This window comes from Shinella sp. H4-D48 (assembly GCF_022637395.1).
In the GTDB taxonomy this organism is placed as follows: domain Bacteria; phylum Pseudomonadota; class Alphaproteobacteria; order Rhizobiales; family Rhizobiaceae; genus Shinella; species Shinella sedimenti.
The window spans coordinates 2,672,672-2,694,765 of sequence record NZ_CP093337.1 but is presented as its reverse complement, the minus strand read 5'-3'; the positions used below and the strand labels follow the sequence as shown (position 1 = coordinate 2,694,765).

Sequence of the window (22,094 nt, the reverse complement as noted above, 5' to 3'; positions counted from 1 at the left end):
CTTACTGCCGCTTGAAGCGCCGGCCGGCGAGGTCGATCTGGAAACGGGGGAAGATGAAGACGCCGATGATCGTGCCGGCGTACTTCTCTTCCAGGCCCGTCGATTCGCCGACGCAGAACACCGGCTGGCGCGGCGCGCCATCCAGATGAATGGTCGTGGAAAAGCAGAAGGAAGACGAGGAGGCGGCCGCCTGCTCGAAAAGCTCCAGCACGCGCGTGCGATCCAGCGGCTCATAGCACCGGATGAGGTTGAGCAGCCCGCAGGTGCGCTGTGTCATGCCATGCGCCAGCGTGGCCTTCTCGCCGAGCGTGAAGAGACCGTTGGAAAGATCGCCCGTCCAGCGCTCCGTCACGCAATATTGGGTGAGAAGCTCATTATCCGTCTCATCGAATTCCATCGAGCCCGGCAGAAAGGGCGACGAGAGATCAGTCTTGATTATCTTGAACACCTACGACCTCAGGCAGTTGCTCGAATTTGAACGACATGTCGCGGGCGCTTGCGCCTCATGACACGCTAAAAATGTGCACCGGCCGAGCTCCCGAAGCTGGCCGCCACACGTCTCTATGAACTGAACTGCATCCGGTTCCGGTTGTGCATATCGGGTCGGATGTACGCGGAGAAGACCGTCGCTGCCTCTCCGTCAAGGCCATGGCGGTTCCATTAAATACCGTGGGGATGGTCGCGGGCGGATTGCCGGCAGCAATGATGCCGGGTTTTCAGCGCCTCAGGCCCCCCTGTGAATCTTTAAAGCTCACTTGGGGCGTCTTTATAGTTGGTTTTTCAACGCCATCAACGGCTTTTTGAAAATTATTGTACGGTTGGAAAAATTCTTCTTCCGGAAACGTTGCAGGCCGGTTGCCGTAAAACAAAAAGGGCGGTCCAAAGACCGCCCTTTCCTAACTGAACCAGATGGCTCATATGTGAAGGATTTCGCCTGTCACATCATGTCCATGCCGCCAGTTCAGCGCGCTTGACGCGCTGAACCGACTTTAGTGCATGGGCGAAGCTTGATGGTCACGCTGCGATAGGCTTTCGCCTATCACATCATGTCCATGCCGCCCATGCCGCCCATGCCGCCAGGCATGCCGGCCGGAGCGTCCTTCTTCGGCAGTTCGGCGATCATGGCTTCCGTCGTGATCAGCAGCGAGGCAACCGAAGCTGCGTTCTGCAGAGCCGTGCGGACAACCTTGACCGGGTCGACGATGCCAAGCGCAATCAGGTCGCCGTATTCGCCGGTCTGAGCGTTGTAGCCGTAGTTGTCTTCGTTCTTCTCGAGGATCTTGCCGACGACGATGGATGCTTCGTCACCTGCGTTGTCCGCGATCTGGCGAACGAGAGCCTGGAGGGCGCGGCGGATGATGTTGATGCCGGCTTCCTGGTCTGCGTTCTCACCCTTGACGGTGATTTTTGTGGAAGAACGGAGCAGGGCAACGCCACCGCCCGGTACGATGCCTTCCTGAACGGCAGCGCGCGTCGCGTTGAGGGCGTCGTCGATGCGGTCCTTCTTTTCCTTCACTTCGACTTCAGTCGAACCGCCGACGCGGATGACGGCAACGCCGCCAGCGAGTTTGGCAAGACGTTCCTGCAGCTTCTCGCGGTCGTAGTCGGAGGTGGTTTCTTCGATCTGGGCCTTGATCTGCGCAACGCGGCCTTCGATTTCAGCCTTCTGGCCGGCACCGTCGACGATCGTCGTGTTTTCCTTGGAGATCGAAACCTTCTTCGAACGGCCGAGCATGTCGAGCGTTACGTTTTCGAGCTTGATGCCGAGGTCTTCGGAGATGACCGTGCCGCCCGTCAGGATGGCGATGTCTTCCAGCATGGCCTTGCGGCGGTCGCCGAAGCCCGGAGCCTTGACGGCAGCGATCTTGAGGCCGCCACGCAGCTTGTTGACGACGAGCGTAGCAAGGGCTTCGCCTTCGACGTCTTCAGCGATGATGACCAGCGGCTTGCCGGTCTGGACGACGGCTTCGAGAACCGGAAGCATGGCCTGGAGGTTCGAAAGCTTCTTCTCGTGGAGGAGAATGTAAGCGTCTTCGAGATCGGCGACCATCTTTTCCGGATTGGTCACGAAGTAGGGCGACAGGTAGCCGCGGTCAAACTGCATGCCTTCGACGACTTCGAGTTCGGTTTCGGCGGTCTTGGCTTCTTCAACCGTGATGACGCCTTCGTTGCCGACCTTCTGCATGGCTTCAGCAATGTCGAGACCGACCTGCTTGTCGCCGTTTGCGGAGATCGTGCCGACCTGGGCAACTTCTTCCGAGGTGTTGATCTTCTTGGCCTTGGCCTGGAGATCCTTGACGACTTCCGTGACGGCGAGATCGATACCGCGCTTGAGGTCCATCGGGTTCATGCCGGCGGCAACGGCCTTGTGGCCTTCGCGAACGATAGCCTGGGCAAGAACGGTTGCGGTCGTGGTGCCGTCGCCGGCGATGTCGTTGGTCTTGGAAGCGACTTCGCGAACGAGCTGGGCGCCCATGTTCTCGAACTTGTCGTCCAGTTCGATTTCCTTGGCGACGGAAACGCCGTCCTTGGTGATGCGCGGAGCGCCGAAGGACTTGTCGATGACGACGTTACGACCCTTCGGGCCAAGCGTTACCTTGACTGCGTCTGCGAGGATATCGACGCCGCGCAGCATCTTTTCGCGCGCGGTGCGGCCGAATTTAACTTCTTTGGCTGCCATTGTGAGGACTCCTGAGTAGATATCAGCGAATTGCGGAACGGGTTACCGGCTGATCAGCCGATGATGCCCATGATGTCGGCTTCCTTCATGATCAGAAGGTCTTCGCCGTCGAGCTTGACTTCGGTGCCCGACCACTTGCCGAACAGGACGCGGTCGCCAGCCTTGACATCCAGCGGAATAACCTTGCCGGACTCGTCACGAGCGCCGGTGCCGACAGCGACGATTTCGCCTTCCTGCGGCTTTTCCTTGGCGGTATCCGGAATGATGATGCCGCCCTTGGTCTTGGCTTCGGATTCGACGCGACGAACGACGACGCGGTCGTGAAGCGGGCGGAAGGTGGTGCTTGCCATTGTCTAATCCCTCGATCAAATGACATTGCGAACCCAGAGCGGGTCCGATGGATTATTGTTAGCACTCATCGTTGGAGAGTGCTAGCGGCTTCGAGATAAGGGGGGCTTTCTCTCGAGTCAAGAACTGCCTTCGGAAAATTCTTTACCGTTGGCGGTTGCCGCGGCCGGCAGATGGGAACGTCCTGCCACGCCATCAAGGCGGTCGTGTGAATTTTTGCAACTTTGCCTGTGGATGCGTCAAAATTGTAGGGAGAGGCTTGTTTTCTTGGCGTCGCTTTGCGATGTCACGCGGGCCTGATCTCGATACGGAACTCCCCCATGTCCCACCGCATCCAATCCATCCGCGACATCGCCGCGCACTACGACGTGATGCTCTGCGACGTCTGGGGCGTGCTGCACAACGGGGTGGAGGCCTTCTCCTATGCATCGGAAGCGCTCGCAGAAGCCCGTGCGGCCGGCATGACCGTCGTGCTCATCACCAATTCGCCACGCCCTCATCCGGGCGTGAAGGTGCAGATTCGCGGGTTGGGCGTCGGTGACGATGCCTATGACCGCATCGTCACCTCCGGCGACGTTACCCGCGCGCTGATCGCCAAGGGCCCGAACAAGGTCTATTTCATCGGCGCCGAGAAGGACCTGCCGCTGCTCGATGGTCTCGACGTCGAACCTGTGGGCATGGACGAAGCCGGTATCGTCGTCTGCGCGGGCCTGCGCGAGGACGAGAAGGAAACCGTCGAGGACTACCGCGAGGAACTCACCGCACTCGCCGCCCGCAAGCTGCCTTTCATTTGCGCCAACCCGGACCTCGTCGTCGAGCGCGGTCACAGGCTCATCGCCTGCGCCGGTGCCCTCGCCAAGGTCTATGAGGAACTCGGCTGCACGACGGAGATCGCCGGCAAGCCGCACCGCCCGATCTACGACAAGGCGATCGCCGAGGCGCGCGACGTGCGCGGCGACTTCGATCTGTCGCGCGTCATCGCCGTCGGCGACGGCATGCCGACCGACGTGCGCGGGGCCGAGGCCTATGGCCTAGATGTGCTCTACATATCCGGCGGTATCCACGCCCAGCATTATGTCGAAGGCGGCCGCACCGACGAGGTGAAGCTCGCTGCCTTCCTGGATCAGGAACAGGCCCACCCGAAATGGTGGATGCCCCGGCTGCAGTGACGGGACGGAGACGGTCGTCATGACGGTATTTCACAGGAACGAGACGAAACAGCTGCTGCCGGAGCACCTGCGCGGCGGCGTCATCGCGATCGGCAATTTCGACGGCGTGCATCGCGGCCATCAGGCCGTGCTGCAAAGGGCGCTGGACATTGCCAAAGGCCGCTGCGCCCCCGCTCTGGTTCTGACCTTCGAGCCGCATCCGCGCACGATCTTCCGGCCGGATACGCCCGTCTTCCGGCTGACGCCAGCCCCCCTCAAGGCCCGTATCCTGGAAGGCATGGGCTTTTCCGCCGTCATCGAATACCCGTTCGACCGCACCTTCTCGGAAATGTCGGCGCATGATTTCATCGGTGCTGTCCTGCTCGAATGGCTGCACGCCTCGGAGGTCGTCACCGGCTTCGATTTCCATTTCGGCAAGGGCAGGGAAGGCGGCCCCGCCTTCCTGATGGCGGCCGGACAGGACAACGGTTTCGGCGTCACACTGGTCGATGCCTTCCGCGACGAGAACGCCTCGGTCATCTCCTCCAGCGTTATCCGCTCTCTGCTCGGCGAGGGCACGGTTACCGAAGCCGCTGGCCTGCTCGGCTATCGCTACACGGTCGAGGCCGAGGTCATCGACGGCAAGAAGCTCGGCCGCACCCTTGGCTACCCCACCGCCAACATGGCGCTTCCGCCGGAAGTGGAACTGCGCAACGGTATCTACGCCGTGCGCTTCCGCCGTCCCGACGGCAGTCTGCATGACGGCGTCGCGAGCTTCGGCCGCCGCCCGACCGTCACGTCGAACGGTGCGCCGCTGCTCGAAACCTTCCTCTTCGACTTTTCCGGCGATCTCTATGGCGAAATCTCCGCCGTCTCCTTCTTCGGCCATCTGCGTGACGAACTGAAATTCGATGGTCTCGACGCGCTCGTCGTGCAGATGAAGCGCGACGAGGAGGAAGCGCGTGCGCTTCTTTCAGGCGTGCGACCGCTCGGCGAGATCGACCAGCGCCTCTGTTTCTGACGCGCATGAAGAGTGGCGAGCCCAGCCCCTCTATCTCTTCCGCTCGCAGGGTTTTGCCGCATCGGGCGACACCGTTGTCAGCGTAGTGCCGCAGCAGCACGTCGTTGCCGTCTATGGCGGTGGCGGCACTTTTGAGGCCGACGGACTTTCCCAAGCCTTCGGCGGGGCCGCAATCTTCAGAAACGATGCGACGGGACGACGAACGCTGACGACCATCATTCTTGTACCAGCACGCCTGCGTGGCCGTCGCACCGGATCGCGATGAAGAGGTTTGCGATATGTCTTTTCAAACCGCCGAAAACCCCGTAAGACCGCGCGCATGATGCTCCACCGGCTGACCATCGATCTGCGAATTAGTGGCCCGGCCTTCCGCGCGCTCTGAGCGAGGCCGGAAGGTCCGGGATTTCGGGTGTTCTTGAAACGCCCCCGCCGTCATTGCCGGTGCATTGACCGATATTCCCTCCGCATGCGCACGATGCGCGCGAACAAAGACGATAGCCATATCCATGACCGATACGCCTGAAAAAGTCGATTATTCGTCCACCCTCAATCTGCCGCAGACGGATTTTCCGATGCGCGCCGGCCTGCCGCAGAAGGAGCCGGAAACGGTGGCCCGCTGGCAGCAGATGAACCTCTACAAGAAGCTGCGTGCCTCCGCCGCCGGCCGCGAGAAATTCGTGCTGCACGATGGCCCGCCCTATGCCAACGGCAATATCCATATCGGCCACGCGCTGAACAAGATTCTCAAGGACGTCATCACCCGCTCGTTTCAGATGCGCGGCTACGATGCCAACTACGTGCCCGGCTGGGACTGCCACGGCCTTCCCATCGAATGGAAGATCGAGGAAAAGTACCGCGAGAAGGGCAAGAACAAGGACGAGGTTCCGGTCAACGAATTCCGCCAGGAATGCCGTGACTTCGCGAGCGGCTGGATCAAGATCCAGTCGGACGAGTTCAAGCGTCTCGGCATCGAGGGCGACTTCGAAAATCCCTATACGACCATGGCCTTCCATGCCGAAGCCCGCATCGCCGGCGAGCTGTTGAAGATCGCCAAGTCCGGTCAGCTCTATCGCGGCTCCAAGCCCGTCATGTGGTCGGTCGTCGAGCGCACCGCGCTGGCCGAAGCCGAAGTCGAATATGCCGATGTCGAGAGCGACACGATCTGGGTGAAGTTCCCAGTGGTTGGAGCGGACACGTCAGCTCGCTATTCTCGCGTTGCTTCGGAGGTTGAGGCTGACCGAATTGCAGATGGCATCGCGTCGGTTATAAACAACGTTGAGGAGCTGGTTGAGGATAAGGTCTCTGTCGTCATCTGGACGACCACGCCCTGGACGATCCCCGGCAACCGCGCCATCTCATTCTCGTCGCGCTTCCCTTACGGCCTCTACGAGGTGGAAAGCGCCACGAACGATTTCGGCCCGCAACCGGGCGAGAAGCTGATCTTTGCCACCCGACTGGCCGATGATTGCGCCGCCAAGGCCAAGGTGACGCTGAAGTTCCTCCGCGATGTCGCGCCGGAAGAGCTATCGGCGATCGTGACAGCCCATCCGCTCGCGCCGCTCGGCTACACCTTCCCGGTGCCGCTGCTCGACGGCGACCATGTCACCGACGATGCCGGCACGGGCTTCGTGCACACGGCCCCCGGCCACGGCCGCGAGGACTTTGATGCCTGGACGGCCGAGGCCCGCAACCTCGAGGCGCGCGGCATCTCCTCCAAGATCCCCTTCACCGTCGACGACGCGGGCTTCTACACTGCCGATGCCCCCGGCTTCGAAGGTGCGCGCGTCATGGACGACAACGGAAAGAAGGGCGATGCCAACGACCGCGTCATCAAGGCGCTGATCACTGAGAACAACCTCTTTGCCCGCGGCCGCCTTAAGCACTCCTATCCGCATTCCTGGCGCTCCAAGAAGCCGGTCATCTTCCGCAACACGCCGCAGTGGTTTGTCTATATGGACAAGGAACTCGGCGATGGCACCACGCTGCGTTCGCGTTCGCTTGCAGCAATCGACCAGACCCGCTTCGTGCCAGCCTCCGGCCAGAACCGCCTGCGCGGCATGATCGAAGGCCGCCCGGACTGGGTTCTGTCGCGCCAGCGCGCCTGGGGCGTGCCGATTGCCGTCTTCGCCGACGAACAGGGCGAAGTGCTCGTCGATGACGCCGTCAACGCCCGCATCCTCGAGGCCTTTGAACAGGAAGGCGCCGATGCCTGGTTCGCAGAGGGCGCGCGCGAGCGCTTCCTTGGCAATCGTGCGGGAGAAGGCTGGACGCAGGTCATGGACATCCTCGATGTCTGGTTCGACTCGGGCTCGACCCACACCTTCACGCTGGAGGACCGCCCGGACCTGAAATGGCCGGCCGACGTCTATCTCGAAGGCTCCGACCAGCATCGCGGCTGGTTCCATTCGTCGCTGCTCGAAAGCTGCGCGACGCGCGGCCGCGCGCCCTACAACGCCGTCGTCACCCATGGCTTCACCATGGACGAGAAGGGCGAAAAGCAGTCGAAGTCCAAGGGCAACGTCGTCTCGCCGCAGGACGTGATGAAGGAATCGGGCGCCGATATCCTGCGTCTCTGGGTCATGACCACCGACTACTGGGAAGACCAGCGCCTCGGCAAGACGATCATCCAGACCAATATCGACGCCTACCGCAAGCTGCGCAACACGGTGCGCTGGATGCTGGGAACGCTGGCGCACGACAACGGCGAGGAGATCGCCTATGCCGACATGCCGGAGCTGGAAAAGCTCATGCTGCACCGGCTGGCGGAACTGGATGCGCTCGTGCGGTCGGGGTATGATGCCTTCGATTTCAAGAAGATCACCCGCGCGCTCATCGATTTCTCGAATGTCGAACTGTCGGCCTTCTATTTCGACGTGCGCAAGGATGCGCTCTACTGTGATGCCCCGTCCTCGCTGAAGCGCCGGGCCGCCCTTGCCGTCATTCGCAAGCTGTTCGATTGCCTCGTCACCTGGCTCGCCCCGATGCTGCCCTTCACGATGGAGGAGGCCTGGCTCTCGCGCAAGCCGGAAGCCGTCTCGGTGCATCTGGAGCAGTTCCCGGACGTGCCGGCCGAATGGCGCAACGATGCACTCGAAGCCAAGTGGGAGAAGATCCGCGCGGTGCGCTCGGTCGTCACCGGCGCGCTCGAAATCGAGCGTCGCGAGAAGCGCATCGGCGCCTCGCTGGAGGCCGCTCCGGTCGTCCACATCGCCGATCCCGAGCTTCTGGCTGCCCTTGACGGCCAGGATTTCGCGGAAATCTGCATCACCTCGGCTATCACGCTCGTTGCCGGCGAAGGCCCGGTGGAGGCCTTCCGCCTTGCCGAAGTCGCCAAGGTCTCCGTCGAGCCGAAACTGGCAGAAGGGCAGAAATGCGCCCGTTCCTGGCGTATCACGACGGATGTCGGTTCCGACCCGGAATATCCTGATGTGTCGGCCCGCGATGCGGCGGCGTTGCGCGAAATCGGTTTCCGCCGCGCGGCATAAGCGCCCGCTCTGTTGACGGCCGGTTCTTTCCGGCCGTCGATTTGCCGGCATGAATTGCACTTCGGCGCCTCATCCGGTAATGCTGCCTGAAAATGGTCGGATTGTTCCGCCATGGCACGGCGGACTTTTGCCGTGGAATGAGTTTTCTGCGTACCGGCTCTGCTGGAAGGGTATTCATGGGAATGACGCGAAATATTCGGGTACGGACCGGCCTGTTCGGCCTTCTCGGCGGCAGCCTCCTTCTGACCGGTTGCATGGGCCCGACCTACGGCACCGACAAGACAGCCGGCGAGCAGCTGATCGACGACCTCGGCAATGCGGTGATGATCCAGCCGGAGAACAAGGGCGCAAAGACGGTCCGCTATCAGCCGCGCGGCGGCCTTGTCGTGCCGAAGGACAAGACGGCGCTGGCCAATCCGCAGCAGTCGGTCGCGTCCAAGGAAAACCCCGAATGGCTGGAAAATCCGGAAGACATGCGCGAGCGCCTTCGCGCCGAGGCCGATGAGAACCTCAACAATCCCGGCTACCGTTCGCCGCTTGTCAGCCAGAATTCCAATGCCCAGCAGATGGGCACGGCGCAGCAGACTCAGGCCTACCGCGAGGCACGCCGCCTGCAGATGGGCGCCTATTCCGACCAGCGCCGCTACCTGAGCGATCCGCCGACCGAATATCGCAAGCTTCCCGAGGAAGCCCAGGCCGATCTCGGCGAGCCGGAAAAGCAGAAGGAACGTCGTCGCAAGAAGGAAGCGAAGGCCGCCAAGCAGAGTGGTTCCAAGTGGTGGCCGTTCTGACATCATGACCGGCTACCGAATCCGGCCGGCGACGGTCGATGACGCCGCCGTCATCCTGCGCTTCATCCGCGAGCTCGCGGACTACGAAAATGCCCTGTCCGAAGTCGCCGCGACCGAAGAAAGCGTCGCGGTCTCTCTGTTTGGCGAGGGGTCTGTGAGTTGCGCGGCCATCTGCGAGACGCAAGACGGCGAACCGGCCGGCTCCGCTATCTGGTTCAAGACCTATTCCACCTGGCAATCGAAGAACGGCCTCTATCTCGAGGACCTCTATGTAACGCCCGCCCATCGCGGTGCCGGTGTCGGCAAGATGCTGTTGCGCTACCTTGCGCGCCTTGCCATCGAACAGGATTGCAGCCGTTTCGAATGGAGCGTGCTCGACTGGAACGAGCCGGCCATCCGCGTTTACGATGCCATCGGCGCCGAGCCGCAGAAGGAATGGCTGCGCTATCGCCTGACGGGCGACCGGCTGAAACGCTTCGCCGAAGGGTGAGACCCGGTCAGCCTCCGCGCCGGGCAAGCAGGACCAGATGAAGCATATGCGCGCCGACAAAGGCGACGCAAAGAGGCAGGATCGCCACGATCATTCCGCCGCTCATGGCGACAAAGGCGAGCACCAAGACTGCCAGCGTCGGCGTGAAGGCGAGTGCGGCGTTGCGCGGCAGCGACCAGTTCGGCTTGCCCTCGCGGTTCCACTGCATGGTCAGTCGTTCAGCACCCGGCGCGATGCGGCGCGCGGCAAGGCCGGACATGGCGGCCATCAGGATGACGGTTGCGACAACGGCAGCGGTGGCGGGTGGCATCGTTCTCAGCGCCTTTCCAGAAAGAAGTCCTTCAAGATCTCCGCGGCTTCCAGGCCGCTGATGCCGGAATAGACCTCCGGGGCATGATGGCAGGTGGGCTGCGCGAAGAAGCGCACGCCATTGTCGACGCCGCCGCCCTTCGGGTCTTCTGCGCCATAATAGAGGCGTCGGATGCGGGCGAAGGAGATGGCGGCCGCGCACAATGTACAGGGTTCGAGCGTCACATAGAGGTCGGCGCCCGTCAGCCGCTCCTGGCCAAGTTTGCGGGCGGCCTCGCGGATGACGGCGACTTCGGCATGAGCGGTCACATCGTTGTCGGCGCGCGTGCGATTGCCCGCCTGAGCCATGATGGCGCCATCCATGACGAGCACGGCGCCGACCGGCACTTCACCGCGTTTGCCGGCAGCACGGGCCTCGGCCAGCGCGATTTCCATGAAGCGATTTGTCATAGCGGAACGAATTCCTCTTAACCCGGGGCGTCTGACCTGATACGACACGCGAAAACGCAGGCAACACAAATGACATTCAAAGACAAGCCAAAACGGCCGGGCGCGAAGCCCGCGGGCCGCGATACCAAGCCGCGTGGCGCTGCATCGGCGGCCGCGGGCAAGAAATCCTTCGGCAGCAAGCCGGCAGGCAAGAAGCCTTTTGACGGCAAGTCGGCCCCGCGCGACGGCAAGCCTTCCCGTGCCGCCAAGCCGGCACCCGCCGCGCCGGCCGGTGCCGAACTCGCGCCCGAACGCATTTCCAAGCTGCTCGCCCGTGCAGGCGTGGCTTCCCGCCGCGATATCGAGCGCATGATCATGGAAGGCCGCGTCAGCGTGAACGGCAAGGTGCTGGAGACCCCGGTCCTTAATGCCAGCTTCGCCGACCGCATCGAGGTGGATGGCGTGCCGGTGCGCGGCATCGAGCGCACGCGCCTGTGGCTCTACCACAAGCCTGCCGGCCTCGTGACGACCAATGCCGACCCGGAAGGGCGCCCGACCGTCTTCGACAATCTGCCGGAAGAGCTTCCGCGCGTCATGTCCATCGGCCGCCTCGACATCAACACCGAAGGCCTGCTGCTGCTCACCAATGACGGTGGTCTCGCCCGCATGCTCGAACTGCCGACGACCGGCTGGCTGCGCCGCTACCGCGTGCGCGCCCACGGCAAGATCGAACAGGCCGACCTCGACAAGCTGAAGGAAGGCATTGCCGTCGATGGCGTGCTTTACGGCTCGATCGATGCGACGCTCGACAAGGCACAGGGCTCCAATGTCTGGCTGACGCTCGGCCTGCGCGAAGGCAAGAACCGCGAAGTCAAGAACGTGCTCGGCGCGCTCGGCCTCGACGTCAACCGGCTGATCCGCATTTCCTACGGGCCGTTCCAGCTCGGCGAGCTGCCGGAAGGTCATGCTCAGGAGATCCGTGGCCGCACGCTGCGCGACCAGCTCGGCCCGCGCCTGATCGAGGAATCCGGAGCAAACTTCGATGCGCCGCTCTTCGATCACAAGGCGGAGGATGCCGACGAAAAGCCGGTGAAGCCCCGCGAGGAGGCGTCCGCCTGGAGCGAGCGTCCGGCGGAGCGCCGTGAGAAGCCCGCCGGCCGCCGTGATGGTGACCGTCGTGAGCAGGCCCGCGCCCGGCTGGATACCAAGCGCGACGACCGTTTCAGTGACAAGCCGCGCGGTGGCCCGCGCGATCGGGATCGCGATGGCGATCGTTTCGAAAGCAAGCCGAAGCGCGAACCCGCAAACCGTGGCCGCAAGTCCAACGTCTGGATGGCGCCCGGCGCCCGTCCCGTTGCCGAGAAGACGGCTGACGCCGCCGAAGGCGTGAAGCGTGAACCGCGCGCTCGTCCCGAAGGGGCGCCCAAGTCCAAGCGCTACGGCCGTACGGCCGAGGGCGCGCCGACCCGTTCGTCCAAGAAGTTTGACCCCGATCGCAAGGGTTCCGACAGCAGGGGTCCGGCCCGCGGCCGTCCCGGTGATGACCGCGTGGAAAAGCCCCGCATCCTGAAGACGCGCGACGAGGATGGCGAATGGATCCGCGCCTCCGAGCCGGAGGCCGGTGGTCGTGACGATGGCGGCCGTGGCGGCTTCGGACGCACACGCTCCGGCGCAGGCGACGATCGTGCCCCCCGCGATTTTGGTGATCGCAAGCCGCGTTCTCAGGGCGAGCGCTCCTTCGGCGACCGTCCGGCCCGGGGTGAACGTTCCTTTAGCGACCGCAAGCCGCGCGCAGAGGGTGAACGCTCGTTCTCCGATCGTCCGCCGCGTCGCGACGGCGGCAAGCCCTTCGGCGGCAAGCCCGGCGGCAAGTCGTTTGGCGGAAAGCCGAGCGGCGGCAAACCCGGTGGTGGACGCCCCGCAGGCGGCGGTCGGCCGCGCGGCAAGGGCAAGTAAGCCGCCGTGCGGATCGTCGGCGGAGAATTTCGCGGTCGTTCGCTTGCAACGCCGAAGTCGGACGATATCCGTCCGACTTCGGACCGCACGCGCGAAAGCCTGTTCAACATCCTCTCACACGCGTATCCCGAGGCGCTTGACGGAACGCGCGTGCTCGATCTCTTCGCGGGCACCGGCGCCGTCGGCTTTGAGGCGCTGTCTCGCGGCGCGCGCGCCGTGCTCTTCGTCGAGCAGGGCGTGGAGGGCAGGGGACTGCTGCACGCCAACACGGAATCGCTCGGCGTGATCGGCCGCGCCAAGATCTTCCGACGCGACGCCACCTCGCTCGGCGGCGTCGGCACGATGGAGCCGTTCGATTTCCTCTTCGCCGATCCGCCCTATGCGAAGGGTCTTGGCGAGCGTGCGCTCGATGCCGCCGCACGCGGCGGCTGGCTCGTCGACGGCGCCCTTGCGATCCTTGAGGAGCGCGCCGATATTCAACCCGCCGCCGTCGATGGTTTCGAGCTTCTCGAAGTCAGAACGTTCGGCGAAACGCGCATGCACTTCTATCGTTACCGGCCTGGCTGAACGGTGACGGCCGCGGAGACCTGAGCGATGACCGATTCCCTCGTTTCCTCGATCGCGCCACGCCCCGCCGGCCCGACCGTCGCCATCGCGCTTGGCGGCGGCGGCGCGCGCGGACTTGCCCATATCCACGTCATCGAAGTGCTCGACGAGTTCGGCATCCGTCCGGTGCTGATCTCGGGCGCGTCGATCGGCGCGATCATCGGAGCGGCCATGGCCTCCGGCATGACGGGTCGCGAAATCCGCGAGCATACGCTGGCCACCATCGGACGTCCGGGCCAGATCATGAACCGCCTGTGGAGCCTGCGGCCTGCGGGTTTCTCCGAAATGGTCTCCGGCGGCTTCCGGCTCGGGCAGTTCAATCTGGAGCGCATGCTGAAGGCCTTTCTGCCGGACCGTGTGCCGGAAACCTTCGAAGAACTTGATATTGCGATGAAGATCGTCGTGTCGGATTACTACGCCCAGCGCGAATGCGTCTGCGAGAGCGGCCCGCTTTTCCCGGCACTTTCCGCATCGGCCGCCTTGCCCGCCGTCTTCCTCCCCGTCGTCATCGACGGCCGGGTGATGATGGACGGCGGCCTGTGCAACCCGATCCCGTTCGATCATCTCGCGGGCCGGGCCGATATCACCATCGGCGTCGATGTGATCGGGCAGCCGCCGGCCGGCACGGCCGAACTGCCGAACAGCGTTGACAGCCTCTACGGCGCCACGCAGCTGACCATGCGGTCCATCGTTACGCTGAAGCTCGAAAAGGGCGCGCCCGATATCTTCCTTCAGCCGGAGGTAGGCCGCTTCCGGGTGCTGGATTTCGCCAAGGCAGCTGAGGTGCTGAAAGCATCGGAGGGTATCCGCGACGTCCTCAGACGCGCGCTTGACAAAAAACTCTCCCGTACGCACTGAAGCCGCCGAGTCGACAGCGCTCAGACGTCCTCGTCCGCATCGGCCATCTGGTTCTTCGGCCGCACGAGCGGTTCCGGCTTCACTGGTGCGGAATGCAGCATGTGCCGCCCCGCGGCCAGTCCTTCCACCGCCTGAAGTTCCAGCCGCGCCACGTCGCGGCGGCGGATATCGTCGCTGATGGCCACCGCGTCATCGGGCTCGACGCCGAGCTCTTCAAGTGTCTCGCGGCCGAAGACAAGCGCGGATTCGAATGTTTCGCGCACGTCGTGCTGCACGCCGCGGGCACGCAGCGAAAGCGTGTGCACGCGATCATAGGAGCGCACGAAGACGGTGGCGTTCGGGTATTCCGACTGCACGAGATCGACAATGCGATCCGTGGTGGTCTTGCCATGCGTGCAAACGGCGACGATCTTCGCCCGTTCGATGCCGGCGGCGCGCAGCACATCCTTTCGCGTGCCGTCGCCGAAATAGATGCGGAAGCCGAAATTCGCGGCCTGTCGCACGCGGTCCGTCGAATGGTCGATGACTGTCACCTCGCGGCCGCCGGCCAGCAGGATCTGGGCGGCGATCTGGCCGAAGCGCGAAAAGCCGATCATCAGCACGTCGGCGCCGGCGCCTTCGAAATCCTCCTCCATCTCCTCTTCCGGATCCTCTACCAGCAGGAAGCGGGAGAGCGCGGCGGCAATCGGCGTCAATGCCATCGACATGGTTACGACGGCAATCAGTAGTGAGGCGAGCCCGCCGGAGAAGATGCCGGCCGCAGCTGACGCCGTGAAAAGCACGAAGCCGAATTCACCGCCCTGCGGCAGCACGAGCGCGATGCGCACCGCATCATTGTGCGAGGAACCGGTAAAGCGGCAGAGGCCATAGATGACGAGGCCCTTCACCAGCATGACGGCAGGTGTCGCGATCAGGATCGTCAGCCAGCTGGAGAAGATCACGTCGAGATGCAGCGACAGGCCGACCGCCATGAAGAAGAGGCCGAGCAGAATTCCGCGGAAGGGTTCCACATCCGCCTGCAACTCGTGGCGATAGGAGGAATCGGCAAGCAGCACGCCGGCCAGGAAGGCACCCATGGCCATGGAAAGCCCGGCCATCTGCAACAGCATGGCGGCGGCCAGAACCACGAACAGCGCCGCCGCGATCATGGCCTCGCGCGCGCCGGTGCGCGCGATGATCTGGAACAGCGGGTTGAGCAGGTAGCGGCCGGCGACCAGCAGGGCGGCGATCGCTCCGACCGCGACCATGAAATCGTGGAAGGCGCTTGTCGTGTCCTCCGGCGCCTGTTCGGCCAGCAGCGGTATCAGCGCCAGCAGCGGCACGATGGCAAGGTCCTGCAATAGAAGCAGCGAAAAGGCGCGCTGGCCGTAGCGCGTGTTCGTGTCTCCCCGCTCATCGAGGATCTGCATGGCGAAGGCGGTGGAGGACAGCGCAAGCCCGAAACCGATGATCAGCGCGCCGTCCCACTCCTCCAGCCCGAAGAGCAGCACAAACCCCGCCAGGACGAGCCCCGTCACCACCACCTGCGCGATGCCAAGCCCGAAAATATCATGGCGCATCGACCACAGGCGCGAGGGCTTCAGCTCCAGCCCGATCAGGAAGAGCAGGAACACGACGCCGAGTTCGGCGACACCCAGCAGCTCCTCGCCATCGCGTATCTGGTGCAGGATGGGGCCGATCACCACACCCGCCGCGAGATAGCCGAGAATGGTGCCAAGCCCAAGTCGCTTGAAGATCGGCGCGGCGAGAAGCGCCCCGCCGAGCATCATCAGGACCTCGTTGTACGAGCTGTGCGTATATTGCATGCGGAAGGCTTTCTCTGCGGGATGGCGGCTGCACGGCAAAAAAGGAACGACCTCCCTTGATGCCTGTGTCGGCGCACAATAAATGGGGCATCAAAGAAAGGCCAAGTCATGTCACAGACAATCGATTCCGCAAGCCTTCTCGGGCGCGCCGGTGAACTTATCGACCGCGCCATTCAAGCGGGGGCGGATGCGGCCGATGCCGTCGTCGTCCGTGGCCGGTCCTCCTCGGTGAGCGTGCGCCTCGGCAAGGTCGAGGGTACCGAGGCCTCCGAAAGCGACGATTTCTCCTTGCGCGTCTTCGTTGGAAAACGCGTCGCCAGCGTCTCGGCCAACCCGGGCTTCGACCTGAAGGTGCTCGCGGAGCGCGCCGTGGCCATGGCCAAGGCCTCGCCGGAAGATCCCTTCGCGTCGCTCGCCGTCGAAGACGACCTTGCCAAGGCGTGGCCCGACCTCGAACTTTTCGACCCGACCGAGGTCTCCGCCGACCAGCTCACCGAAGCGGCCCTTGCCGCCGAGGCCGCAGCGCTTTCCGTATCCGGCATCACCAATTCCGGCGGGGCCGGCGCATCCGCCGGCATGGGCGGCCTTGTGCTTGCCACCTCGCACGGCTTTTCCGGCGCTTACAGCGCCAGCCGCTTCGGCCGTTCCGTCAGCGTCATCGCGGGCGAAGGCACGAAGATGGAGCGCGACTACGATTTCGACTCTTCCCTGTATTTTGCGGAACTGCGTGATGCCGAGGATATCGGCCGCGAGGCTGCCGCCCGTGCGGTGCGCCGGCTGAACCCGCGCCAGGTGCCGACAGCAAAGAACGTGACGGTGATATACGATCCGCGCGTGGCGCGCGGCATTGCCGGCCACATTGCTGGTGCGATCAACGGCGCCTCCGTCGCCCGCAAGACCAGCTTCCTGCGCGACCGCATGGGCAAGCAGGTCCTGAAGGCTGGGCTTTCCGTCACGGACGACCCGCTCATCGTGCGGGGCTCCTCATCGCGTCCGTTCGATGGCGAGGGCGTCACGGGCAAGCGTCTTGCGATGATCGAGGATGGCGTGCTGCAACACTGGTTCCTCTCGACCTCCACGGCGAACGAACTTAGCCTGAAGACGAACGGCCGTGGCGTGCGCGGCGGCACCTCCGTCAGTCCGGCTTCCACGAACCTTGCTCTGGAGCCGGGAGATATATCCCCGGAGGAACTGATCCGCTCGGTCGGCAACGGTTTCTATGTCACGGAGCTGATCGGCCAGGGCGTCAACATGGTGACGGGCGAATACAGCCGCGGCGCCTCCGGCTACTGGATCGAAAACGGCGAACTGACCTTTGCCGTCTCCGAGGTGACGATCGCCTCCAATCTGGTCGACATGTTCATGCGCATCACGCCGGCAAACGACATCGACCGTTCGTTCGGAGTGGCCGCGCCGACGCTTGCCATAGAGGGCATGACGCTTGCGGGAACGTGACCCGATGCACCCCGCCGGAGATTGGGCCGCCGATCTCGACCTCCTCGTGGGGGCCGCGCGGCTGGCCGGCGCCAGGGCGCTGGAATTCTTCCGCAAGGGCCCGGAAGTCTGGTGGAAGAACGGCGGCCGCTCGCCGGTGAGTGCTGCCGATTTCGCGGCAAACGATATCCTCAAGACGGAACTGCTTGGTGCCCGGCCCAATTACGGCTGGCTGTCGGAGGAGACCGACGACGACGCGGCTCGGCTCGGCTGCGAGACCGTCTTCGTCATCGACCCCATCGATGGCACGCGCGCCTTCATCGCCGGCAAGGATATCTGGTGCGTCAGCGCCGCCGTCGTGCATGGCGGACACCCGGTGGCGGGTGTTCTCTTCGCGCCCGCGCTCGACGAAATGTTCACGGCATCGGCCAGCGGACCTGTGCTGAAGAATAGCGCGCCCATTGCCGTGACCGGGCCGGACGACACGCGTGCGATGCGCGTCGCCGCCCCCGAGGACATGGTGCGCGACATCGATCGCCGGCGGATCGGGGACATGAGCCGCATCGCCCATGTACCGTCGCTTGCCTATCGTCTTGCCATGGTGGCGGACGGGCGGATCGATGCGACGCTCGTGAAGCGCAATTCGCACGACTGGGATCTGGCCGCCGCCGATATCATCCTTGCGCAGGCCGGCGGGGCGCTCGTGTCGCTGGACGGTGAGCCTCTCGTCTACAACCGCACGGCTGTCAGCCACGAGACGCTGTGCGCGGCCGGGTTGTCCCGGCTTCCCGCACTTGTGGAGGCCGCACGCGACCTCTCCGACCATTGACCTTTTATGCGGAATACCGCAAACCGTGAGCCGAATTCGGCATAATAAAGAGAGAAGACATGACCGATACGAACGAACCCAAACAGCTCCTTCATCTCGTTTTTGGCGGCGAACTGAAGACCCTCGACGACCTTCAGTTCCGCGACCTCAATAGCCTCGATATTGTCGGGATCTACCCAGATTATGCGAGCGCGCTCGTAGCCTGGAAATCCAAGGCCCAGCAGACCGTGGACAATGCGCATATGCGCTACTTCATCGTGCACATGCACCGTCTTCTGGACCCGCGCAACGGCTGAGCCGTCGTCACCGCCCCAGTCCCGCGCGGCCTGACCGCGCCGGACAGAAAGACCGGACCCTTCATGACCCTCCACAGCCCGAAAGCCCGAACGAAGGTGCCTTGCCGATGAGCAGCCGGCTCGCCCGTCTCACGCTTTCGATTTACCGCTGGGGAGGTGTCGCGCTCTACCCGGTGATAGGTCCCTATCTTGCCGTGCGCGCCGCCAAGGGCAAGGAAGAGCGCGCGCGTCGCCGCGAGCGCTATGGCGTAGCCGGCGTGCCGCGTCCTGCCGGCCCGTTGGTCTGGTTCCATGCTGCGAGCGTCGGCGAGACCGCCTCCATCATTCCGCTCATCAAGGAAGTGCGCCGCCGCGGCATCGCCGTGGTGCTGACGACGGGCACCGTCACGTCCGCGAAGGTCGTTCAGGACCGGCTCGGTTCCGATGTCATTCACCAATATGTACCGCTCGACCTGAAGCCTGCGGTCAGCCGCTTCCTCGAATATTGGCACCCCGATCTCGCCATCATGGCGGAGTCGGAGATCTGGCCGATGACCATTCTGGAATTGAGTCAGCGCCATATCCCTCAGGTGCTAGTGAACGGCCGTATCTCGGATCGTTCCTTCCCGCGCTGGCAGCGTCGCCAGGCCTTCGCCGAGGCGCTGTTCGAAAATTTCGCGCTGGTCATCGCCCAGTCGGATGTCGATGCGGAGCGGTTCAGCGCGCTCGGCGCGCTGCCTGTAACGGTATCCGGCAATCTCAAGGTCGATACCGATGCGCCGCCGGCCGATGCCGATGCGCTCGCGACCTATCTCGGCCAGATCGAAGGTCGCCGGACCTGGGCGGCGATCTCGACTTTCGAGGGCGAGGAAGCCGCCGCCGGCAACGTGCACCGCGCCCTGAAGGAGCGCACGCCCGGCCTGCTCACCATTATCGTGCCGCGCCATCCCGAGCGCAGCGATGCCGTCGCGGATATGCTGATGTCGCGCGGCCTCAAGGTCGTCAGGCGCACTTCCGGCGAGTCGCTGACGCCGGAGACGGATATCTTCCTCGGCGACACGATTGGCGAGATGGGGCTCTACCTGCGCATGACCGAGGTGGCCTTTGTCGGGCGTTCGCTCTTTGCGGAAGGCGGGCAGAACCCGCTGGAGCCGGCCATGCTCGGCTGCGCGATCCTTTCGGGCGGCAATGTGCAGAATTTCCGCGAGACCTATCAGCAGCTCGCCCGCAACGGCAGCGCCAAAATGGTGCGCGATGTCGAGATGCTCGCCAAGGGCGTGCATTATCTCCTCAACAATGAGGAAATGCGCCGGCAGATGATCGATGCGGGCCAGGAGACGGTGCAGGAAATGCGAGGCGCGCTGCGCGCCACCGTCAAGGGGCTGGAACCCTACATCAATCCCCTCACCGTGAAGGCGCGGCTCCACCCGCGCCAGTCCTCCTGAAAGGACGCGACATGACGAAGGCCGAAGCGATCTCCGGTATCCTCTTCGACAAGGACGGCACGCTGCTCGACTATGCCAAGAGCTGGGTTCCCGTGAACTACGAGCTTGGCCGCATCGCCGCCAAGGGCGACGAAGACCTTGCCCGCAAGCTGCTCGTCGCGGGCGGCATGGATCCGGACACAGGCCATGTCACCCCCGACAGCCTGCTGGCGGCCGGCAACACAGTGGAAATCGCCGAGGGCTTTGTCGCGGCGGGCGCGCCGTTCACGGTGGAAACGCTCACCACCCATTTCGACGGGCTTTTCGCCAATTCGGCGCAGCTGGCCGTCGCCGTCACCGACCTTGCGGCCTTCTTCGCCACCATGCATGCGCGCGGCTACCGGCTGGGTGTCGCCTCTTCCGACAATGAGGCCTCCATCCGCGCGACGGCTAAGCGCTTCGGTTTCGACGGCTACCTGCACTATGTCGCAGGCTATGACAGCGGCTTCGGCGTCAAGCCGGAACCGGGCATGGTGCTGGGCTTCTGCGCCGCCACGGGGCTCGAACCGCATCAGGTCGCCGTGGTCGGTGACAACAACCACGATCTCCATATGGGGCGCAGCGCCGGTGCCGGTATTACTGTCGCGGTGCTCACTGGAACGGGCTCGCGGCAATCGCTGTCGGAGGCATCAGACTATTGCCTCAACGACATCACCGAACTGGTGCCACTGTTTTCCGGCGCCGCCGCGCGTCCGGTGGCTTGAGCGCTATCCTCCGCGCTTCGCGGCCCCGGTCACAGGCCCGATGGTTGATTTTCACACCGTTCTCGCGTTTCTTGTGCCGACGAACGGGCAGGGGTGCCTGCGGGGGATGAAATGGTAAGTGAAGCGCCGCCGTTCTGGTGGACGAAGCCCGACTGGCGAGCCCGGGCGCTCTGGCCCATCTCGCGCCTTTACGGGCTGATCGCGGGACGGCGCATGCGCAGCGGTCGCCGGGCGCAAGTGCCCGTTCCCGTCATCTGCGTCGGCAATTTCACGGTGGGCGGCGCCGGCAAGACGCCGACGGCCATCGCCATTGCCCGTGCCGCCAAGGCGCGGGGCCTGAAGCCCGGCTTTCTGTCACGCGGCTATGGCGGTTCGCTCGATGTCACCACTGTCGTCGATCCTCACCACCACCGTGCCCGTGCCGTTGGCGACGAGCCGCTGCTGCTCGCCCGCGAGGCGCTGACGGTCATTTCCCGAAAGCGCATCAAGGGTGCGTTGAAGCTGGTGGACGAGGGCGCCGATCTCATCATCATGGACGACGGTTTCCAGAGCGCGCGGCTGACTTTCGATTACGCGCTCGTCGTCATCGATACCCGTCGTGGGATCGGAAACGGCCATCTCGTGCCAGGGGGGCCGGTACGCGCGCCGCTTGACGAGCAGATGCGGCAGGCCAGCGCCCTGCTCGCGATCGGCGATGGTACGGCAGCCGACCGACTGATCCGCCAGGCCGCCCGCGCCGGAAAGGCGATCCATCCCGCGACGCTGGTAACCGTCGGCGCCGGCGATCTCGCAGGGCAGGCTGTCATGGCGTGGTCCGGTATTGCCGACAACGAAAAGTTCTTCCGGACCGTGCGCGAGACCGGCGCGCAGCTCCAGATGACGCGCTCCTTCCCCGATCATCATTTCCTCGCCGAGGACGAGGTTGCCGAGCTCCTTGAGCAGGCCGCAGAACTGGGGTGCGGGCTCGTCACCACGGCCAAGGACAGCGTGCGGCTCGGCGGCGGGCACGGGCGGTCTGAGGAGTTGCAGGAAAAGAGCCGGGTGATCGAGGTGGAAATCCGGTTCGACGACCCGAAGGGCCCGGACGCGATCATCGATGCGGCGATCGCCAATGCACGGCAGCGCAAGCTGCAGCGCCCGGCCGGGGCGAAACCCTAGCGCTTCTGCGTCGGCAGGCTGCCGGCGCGCTTTTCGGCGTCGAGCGAGGCTGCGCAGCTAATATAGGCTTCCTGTCGCGCGACACTCCAGTAGCGCAGTTCCTCGACCGGAATCGTCTCACCTGTCATCGCGCAGATGACGTGCGAACCCGGCATCAGGATCTGGAAATCGCCATCCAGGTAGCGGATCTTCGCTTCCCGACTGCCGTTGCGGCCTTCAAAACGGTTCATCATCGATTTCAGTATCCGTATCACTGCTGGCAATTCCGCTTCGGCAAACGATCC

The 22,094-nt window shown here is 64.0% G+C and carries 22 protein-coding genes; 15 read left to right on the top strand and 7 right to left on the bottom strand.

All coding sequences use genetic code 11. The features are described 5' to 3' along the window. Position 1 precedes the first annotated feature (1 nt). The 3 genes from MNR02_RS13315 to groES all read right to left on the bottom strand — a co-directional run bounded on the left by MNR02_RS13315 (position 2) and on the right by groES (position 3,030). Positions 2-448, bottom strand: a complete 447-nt coding sequence (locus MNR02_RS13315) for a hypothetical protein (RefSeq protein ID WP_241604880.1) — start codon at positions 446-448, stop codon at positions 2-4. A 591-nt stretch (positions 449-1,039) separates the two neighbouring features. Continuing rightward, positions 1,040-2,680 (bottom strand): chaperonin GroEL, encoded by a 1,641-nt coding sequence (gene groL / locus MNR02_RS13310; protein ID WP_241947132.1) that lies wholly within the window; start codon positions 2,678-2,680, stop codon positions 1,040-1,042. 53 nt (positions 2,681-2,733) lie between these two features. After that, complete coding sequence (groES, locus tag MNR02_RS13305; protein WP_134648963.1) at positions 2,734-3,030, bottom strand: co-chaperone GroES; 297 nt, start codon at positions 3,028-3,030, stop codon at positions 2,734-2,736. A gap of 318 nt (positions 3,031-3,348) precedes the next feature. Between groES and MNR02_RS13300 the strand changes: the two genes are divergently transcribed. The 6 genes from MNR02_RS13300 (at position 3,349) to MNR02_RS13275 (ending at position 9,963) form a co-directional block, all read left to right on the top strand. Further along, positions 3,349-4,197: a TIGR01459 family HAD-type hydrolase gene (locus MNR02_RS13300; protein ID WP_241947131.1), complete on the top strand. Its 849-nt coding sequence runs from the start codon at positions 3,349-3,351 to the stop codon at positions 4,195-4,197. A gap of 19 nt (positions 4,198-4,216) precedes the next feature. After that, positions 4,217-5,197, top strand: a complete 981-nt coding sequence (locus tag MNR02_RS13295) for a bifunctional riboflavin kinase/FAD synthetase (protein WP_241947130.1) — start codon at positions 4,217-4,219, stop codon at positions 5,195-5,197. Further along, positions 5,139-5,462: a hypothetical protein gene (locus tag MNR02_RS13290; RefSeq protein WP_241947129.1), complete on the top strand. Its 324-nt coding sequence runs from the start codon at positions 5,139-5,141 to the stop codon at positions 5,460-5,462. The genes MNR02_RS13295 and MNR02_RS13290 overlap by 59 nt, the downstream gene beginning before the upstream one ends. Before the next feature lie 241 nt (positions 5,463-5,703). Further along, the gene (gene ileS, locus MNR02_RS13285) at positions 5,704-8,682 is read left to right on the top strand and encodes an isoleucine--tRNA ligase (protein WP_241947128.1); all 2,979 of its coding nucleotides are present in this window, start codon (positions 5,704-5,706) and stop codon (positions 8,680-8,682) included. Between the two features lie 176 nt (positions 8,683-8,858). Next, a complete protein-coding gene (locus tag MNR02_RS13280) occupies positions 8,859-9,473 on the top strand; it encodes a hypothetical protein (RefSeq protein WP_241947127.1) in 615 nt (204 codons plus the stop codon). Between the two features lie 4 nt (positions 9,474-9,477). Then, complete coding sequence (locus MNR02_RS13275) at positions 9,478-9,963, top strand: GNAT family N-acetyltransferase (RefSeq protein WP_241947126.1); 486 nt, start codon at positions 9,478-9,480, stop codon at positions 9,961-9,963. Positions 9,964-9,970: 7 nt separating this feature from the next. Here the strand turns inward: MNR02_RS13275 and MNR02_RS13270 are convergent, their stop codons facing one another. Together MNR02_RS13270 and MNR02_RS13265 are read right to left on the bottom strand one after the other, a co-directional pair. Next, the gene (locus MNR02_RS13270; protein ID WP_241947125.1) at positions 9,971-10,273 is read right to left on the bottom strand and encodes a hypothetical protein; all 303 of its coding nucleotides are present in this window, start codon (positions 10,271-10,273) and stop codon (positions 9,971-9,973) included. 5 nt (positions 10,274-10,278) lie between these two features. Further along, positions 10,279-10,722 carry a nucleoside deaminase gene (locus MNR02_RS13265; protein ID WP_241947124.1) on the bottom strand — a complete coding sequence of 148 codons (444 nt, stop codon included), beginning with the start codon at positions 10,720-10,722 and terminating at the stop codon, positions 10,279-10,281. 69 nt (positions 10,723-10,791) lie between these two features. Between MNR02_RS13265 and MNR02_RS13260 the strand changes: the two genes are divergently transcribed. Genes MNR02_RS13260 through MNR02_RS13250 form a run of 3 tightly spaced genes read left to right on the top strand, consistent with a single transcriptional unit; the run spans position 10,792 to position 14,121 of the window. Next, on the top strand, positions 10,792-12,657 hold the full coding sequence (locus MNR02_RS13260; RefSeq protein WP_241947123.1) for a pseudouridine synthase: 1,866 nt from the start codon (positions 10,792-10,794) through the stop codon (positions 12,655-12,657). Between the two features lie 6 nt (positions 12,658-12,663). Further along, on the top strand, positions 12,664-13,224 hold the full coding sequence (gene rsmD / locus MNR02_RS13255; RefSeq protein ID WP_241947122.1) for a 16S rRNA (guanine(966)-N(2))-methyltransferase RsmD: 561 nt from the start codon (positions 12,664-12,666) through the stop codon (positions 13,222-13,224). A 27-nt stretch (positions 13,225-13,251) separates the two neighbouring features. After that, a complete protein-coding gene (locus MNR02_RS13250) occupies positions 13,252-14,121 on the top strand; it encodes a patatin-like phospholipase family protein (protein ID WP_241947121.1) in 870 nt (289 codons plus the stop codon). A 20-nt stretch (positions 14,122-14,141) separates the two neighbouring features. Here MNR02_RS13250 and MNR02_RS13245 read toward each other — a convergent pair whose 3' ends face one another. Next, positions 14,142-15,926: a monovalent cation:proton antiporter-2 (CPA2) family protein gene (locus MNR02_RS13245; RefSeq protein ID WP_241947120.1), complete on the bottom strand. Its 1,785-nt coding sequence runs from the start codon at positions 15,924-15,926 to the stop codon at positions 14,142-14,144. A 108-nt stretch (positions 15,927-16,034) separates the two neighbouring features. Between MNR02_RS13245 and MNR02_RS13240 the strand changes: the two genes are divergently transcribed. The 6 genes from MNR02_RS13240 (at position 16,035) to lpxK (ending at position 21,810) form a co-directional block, all read left to right on the top strand. Continuing rightward, positions 16,035-17,381, top strand: coding sequence for a TldD/PmbA family protein (locus MNR02_RS13240; RefSeq protein WP_241947119.1), 1,347 nt, complete (start codon positions 16,035-16,037; stop codon positions 17,379-17,381). A gap of 4 nt (positions 17,382-17,385) precedes the next feature. Next, positions 17,386-18,189: a 3'(2'),5'-bisphosphate nucleotidase CysQ gene (locus MNR02_RS13235; protein WP_241947118.1), complete on the top strand. Its 804-nt coding sequence runs from the start codon at positions 17,386-17,388 to the stop codon at positions 18,187-18,189. A 59-nt stretch (positions 18,190-18,248) separates the two neighbouring features. After that, complete coding sequence (locus MNR02_RS13230) at positions 18,249-18,485, top strand: DUF4170 domain-containing protein (RefSeq protein ID WP_241604855.1); 237 nt, start codon at positions 18,249-18,251, stop codon at positions 18,483-18,485. 107 nt (positions 18,486-18,592) lie between these two features. Next, positions 18,593-19,909, top strand: a complete 1,317-nt coding sequence (gene waaA / locus MNR02_RS13225; protein ID WP_241947117.1) for a lipid IV(A) 3-deoxy-D-manno-octulosonic acid transferase — start codon at positions 18,593-18,595, stop codon at positions 19,907-19,909. Between the two features lie 11 nt (positions 19,910-19,920). After that, the gene (locus MNR02_RS13220; protein ID WP_241604853.1) at positions 19,921-20,652 is read left to right on the top strand and encodes an HAD family hydrolase; all 732 of its coding nucleotides are present in this window, start codon (positions 19,921-19,923) and stop codon (positions 20,650-20,652) included. 111 nt (positions 20,653-20,763) lie between these two features. Then, positions 20,764-21,810, top strand: coding sequence for a tetraacyldisaccharide 4'-kinase (lpxK, locus tag MNR02_RS13215; RefSeq protein ID WP_241947116.1), 1,047 nt, complete (start codon positions 20,764-20,766; stop codon positions 21,808-21,810). Here lpxK and MNR02_RS13210 read toward each other — a convergent pair. Beyond that, entirely contained in the window at positions 21,807-22,043 is a 237-nt protein-coding gene (locus MNR02_RS13210; protein ID WP_241947115.1) for a DUF2093 domain-containing protein, read from the bottom strand. The two genes, lpxK and MNR02_RS13210, sit on opposite strands and share 4 nt — an antisense overlap. Positions 22,044-22,094: the final 51 nt, after the last annotated feature.

What these genes read in the sequence shown, in the direction of transcription:
- groL (WP_241947132.1), bottom strand. Translation starts at nt 2,680, where the DNA reads ATGGCAGCCAAAGAAGTTAAATTCGGCCGCACCGCGCGCGAAAAGATG.
- groES (WP_134648963.1), bottom strand. Translation starts at nt 3,030, where the DNA reads ATGGCAAGCACCACCTTCCGCCCGCTTCACGACCGCGTCGTCGTTCGT.
- MNR02_RS13300 (WP_241947131.1), top strand. Translation starts at nt 3,349, where the DNA reads ATGTCCCACCGCATCCAATCCATCCGCGACATCGCCGCGCACTACGAC.
- MNR02_RS13295 (WP_241947130.1), top strand. Translation starts at nt 4,217, where the DNA reads ATGACGGTATTTCACAGGAACGAGACGAAACAGCTGCTGCCGGAGCAC.
- ileS (WP_241947128.1), top strand. Translation starts at nt 5,704, where the DNA reads ATGACCGATACGCCTGAAAAAGTCGATTATTCGTCCACCCTCAATCTG.
- MNR02_RS13280 (WP_241947127.1), top strand. Translation starts at nt 8,859, where the DNA reads ATGGGAATGACGCGAAATATTCGGGTACGGACCGGCCTGTTCGGCCTT.
- MNR02_RS13275 (WP_241947126.1), top strand. Translation starts at nt 9,478, where the DNA reads ATGACCGGCTACCGAATCCGGCCGGCGACGGTCGATGACGCCGCCGTC.
- MNR02_RS13270 (WP_241947125.1), bottom strand. Translation starts at nt 10,273, where the DNA reads ATGCCACCCGCCACCGCTGCCGTTGTCGCAACCGTCATCCTGATGGCC.
- MNR02_RS13265 (WP_241947124.1), bottom strand. Translation starts at nt 10,722, where the DNA reads ATGACAAATCGCTTCATGGAAATCGCGCTGGCCGAGGCCCGTGCTGCC.
- MNR02_RS13260 (WP_241947123.1), top strand. Translation starts at nt 10,792, where the DNA reads ATGACATTCAAAGACAAGCCAAAACGGCCGGGCGCGAAGCCCGCGGGC.
- MNR02_RS13250 (WP_241947121.1), top strand. Translation starts at nt 13,252, where the DNA reads ATGACCGATTCCCTCGTTTCCTCGATCGCGCCACGCCCCGCCGGCCCG.
- MNR02_RS13245 (WP_241947120.1), bottom strand. Translation starts at nt 15,926, where the DNA reads ATGCAATATACGCACAGCTCGTACAACGAGGTCCTGATGATGCTCGGC.
- MNR02_RS13240 (WP_241947119.1), top strand. Translation starts at nt 16,035, where the DNA reads ATGTCACAGACAATCGATTCCGCAAGCCTTCTCGGGCGCGCCGGTGAA.
- MNR02_RS13235 (WP_241947118.1), top strand. Translation starts at nt 17,386, where the DNA reads ATGCACCCCGCCGGAGATTGGGCCGCCGATCTCGACCTCCTCGTGGGG.
- MNR02_RS13230 (WP_241604855.1), top strand. Translation starts at nt 18,249, where the DNA reads ATGACCGATACGAACGAACCCAAACAGCTCCTTCATCTCGTTTTTGGC.
- waaA (WP_241947117.1), top strand. Translation starts at nt 18,593, where the DNA reads ATGAGCAGCCGGCTCGCCCGTCTCACGCTTTCGATTTACCGCTGGGGA.
- MNR02_RS13220 (WP_241604853.1), top strand. Translation starts at nt 19,921, where the DNA reads ATGACGAAGGCCGAAGCGATCTCCGGTATCCTCTTCGACAAGGACGGC.
- lpxK (WP_241947116.1), top strand. Translation starts at nt 20,764, where the DNA reads ATGGTAAGTGAAGCGCCGCCGTTCTGGTGGACGAAGCCCGACTGGCGA.
- MNR02_RS13210 (WP_241947115.1), bottom strand. Translation starts at nt 22,043, where the DNA reads ATGATGAACCGTTTTGAAGGCCGCAACGGCAGTCGGGAAGCGAAGATC.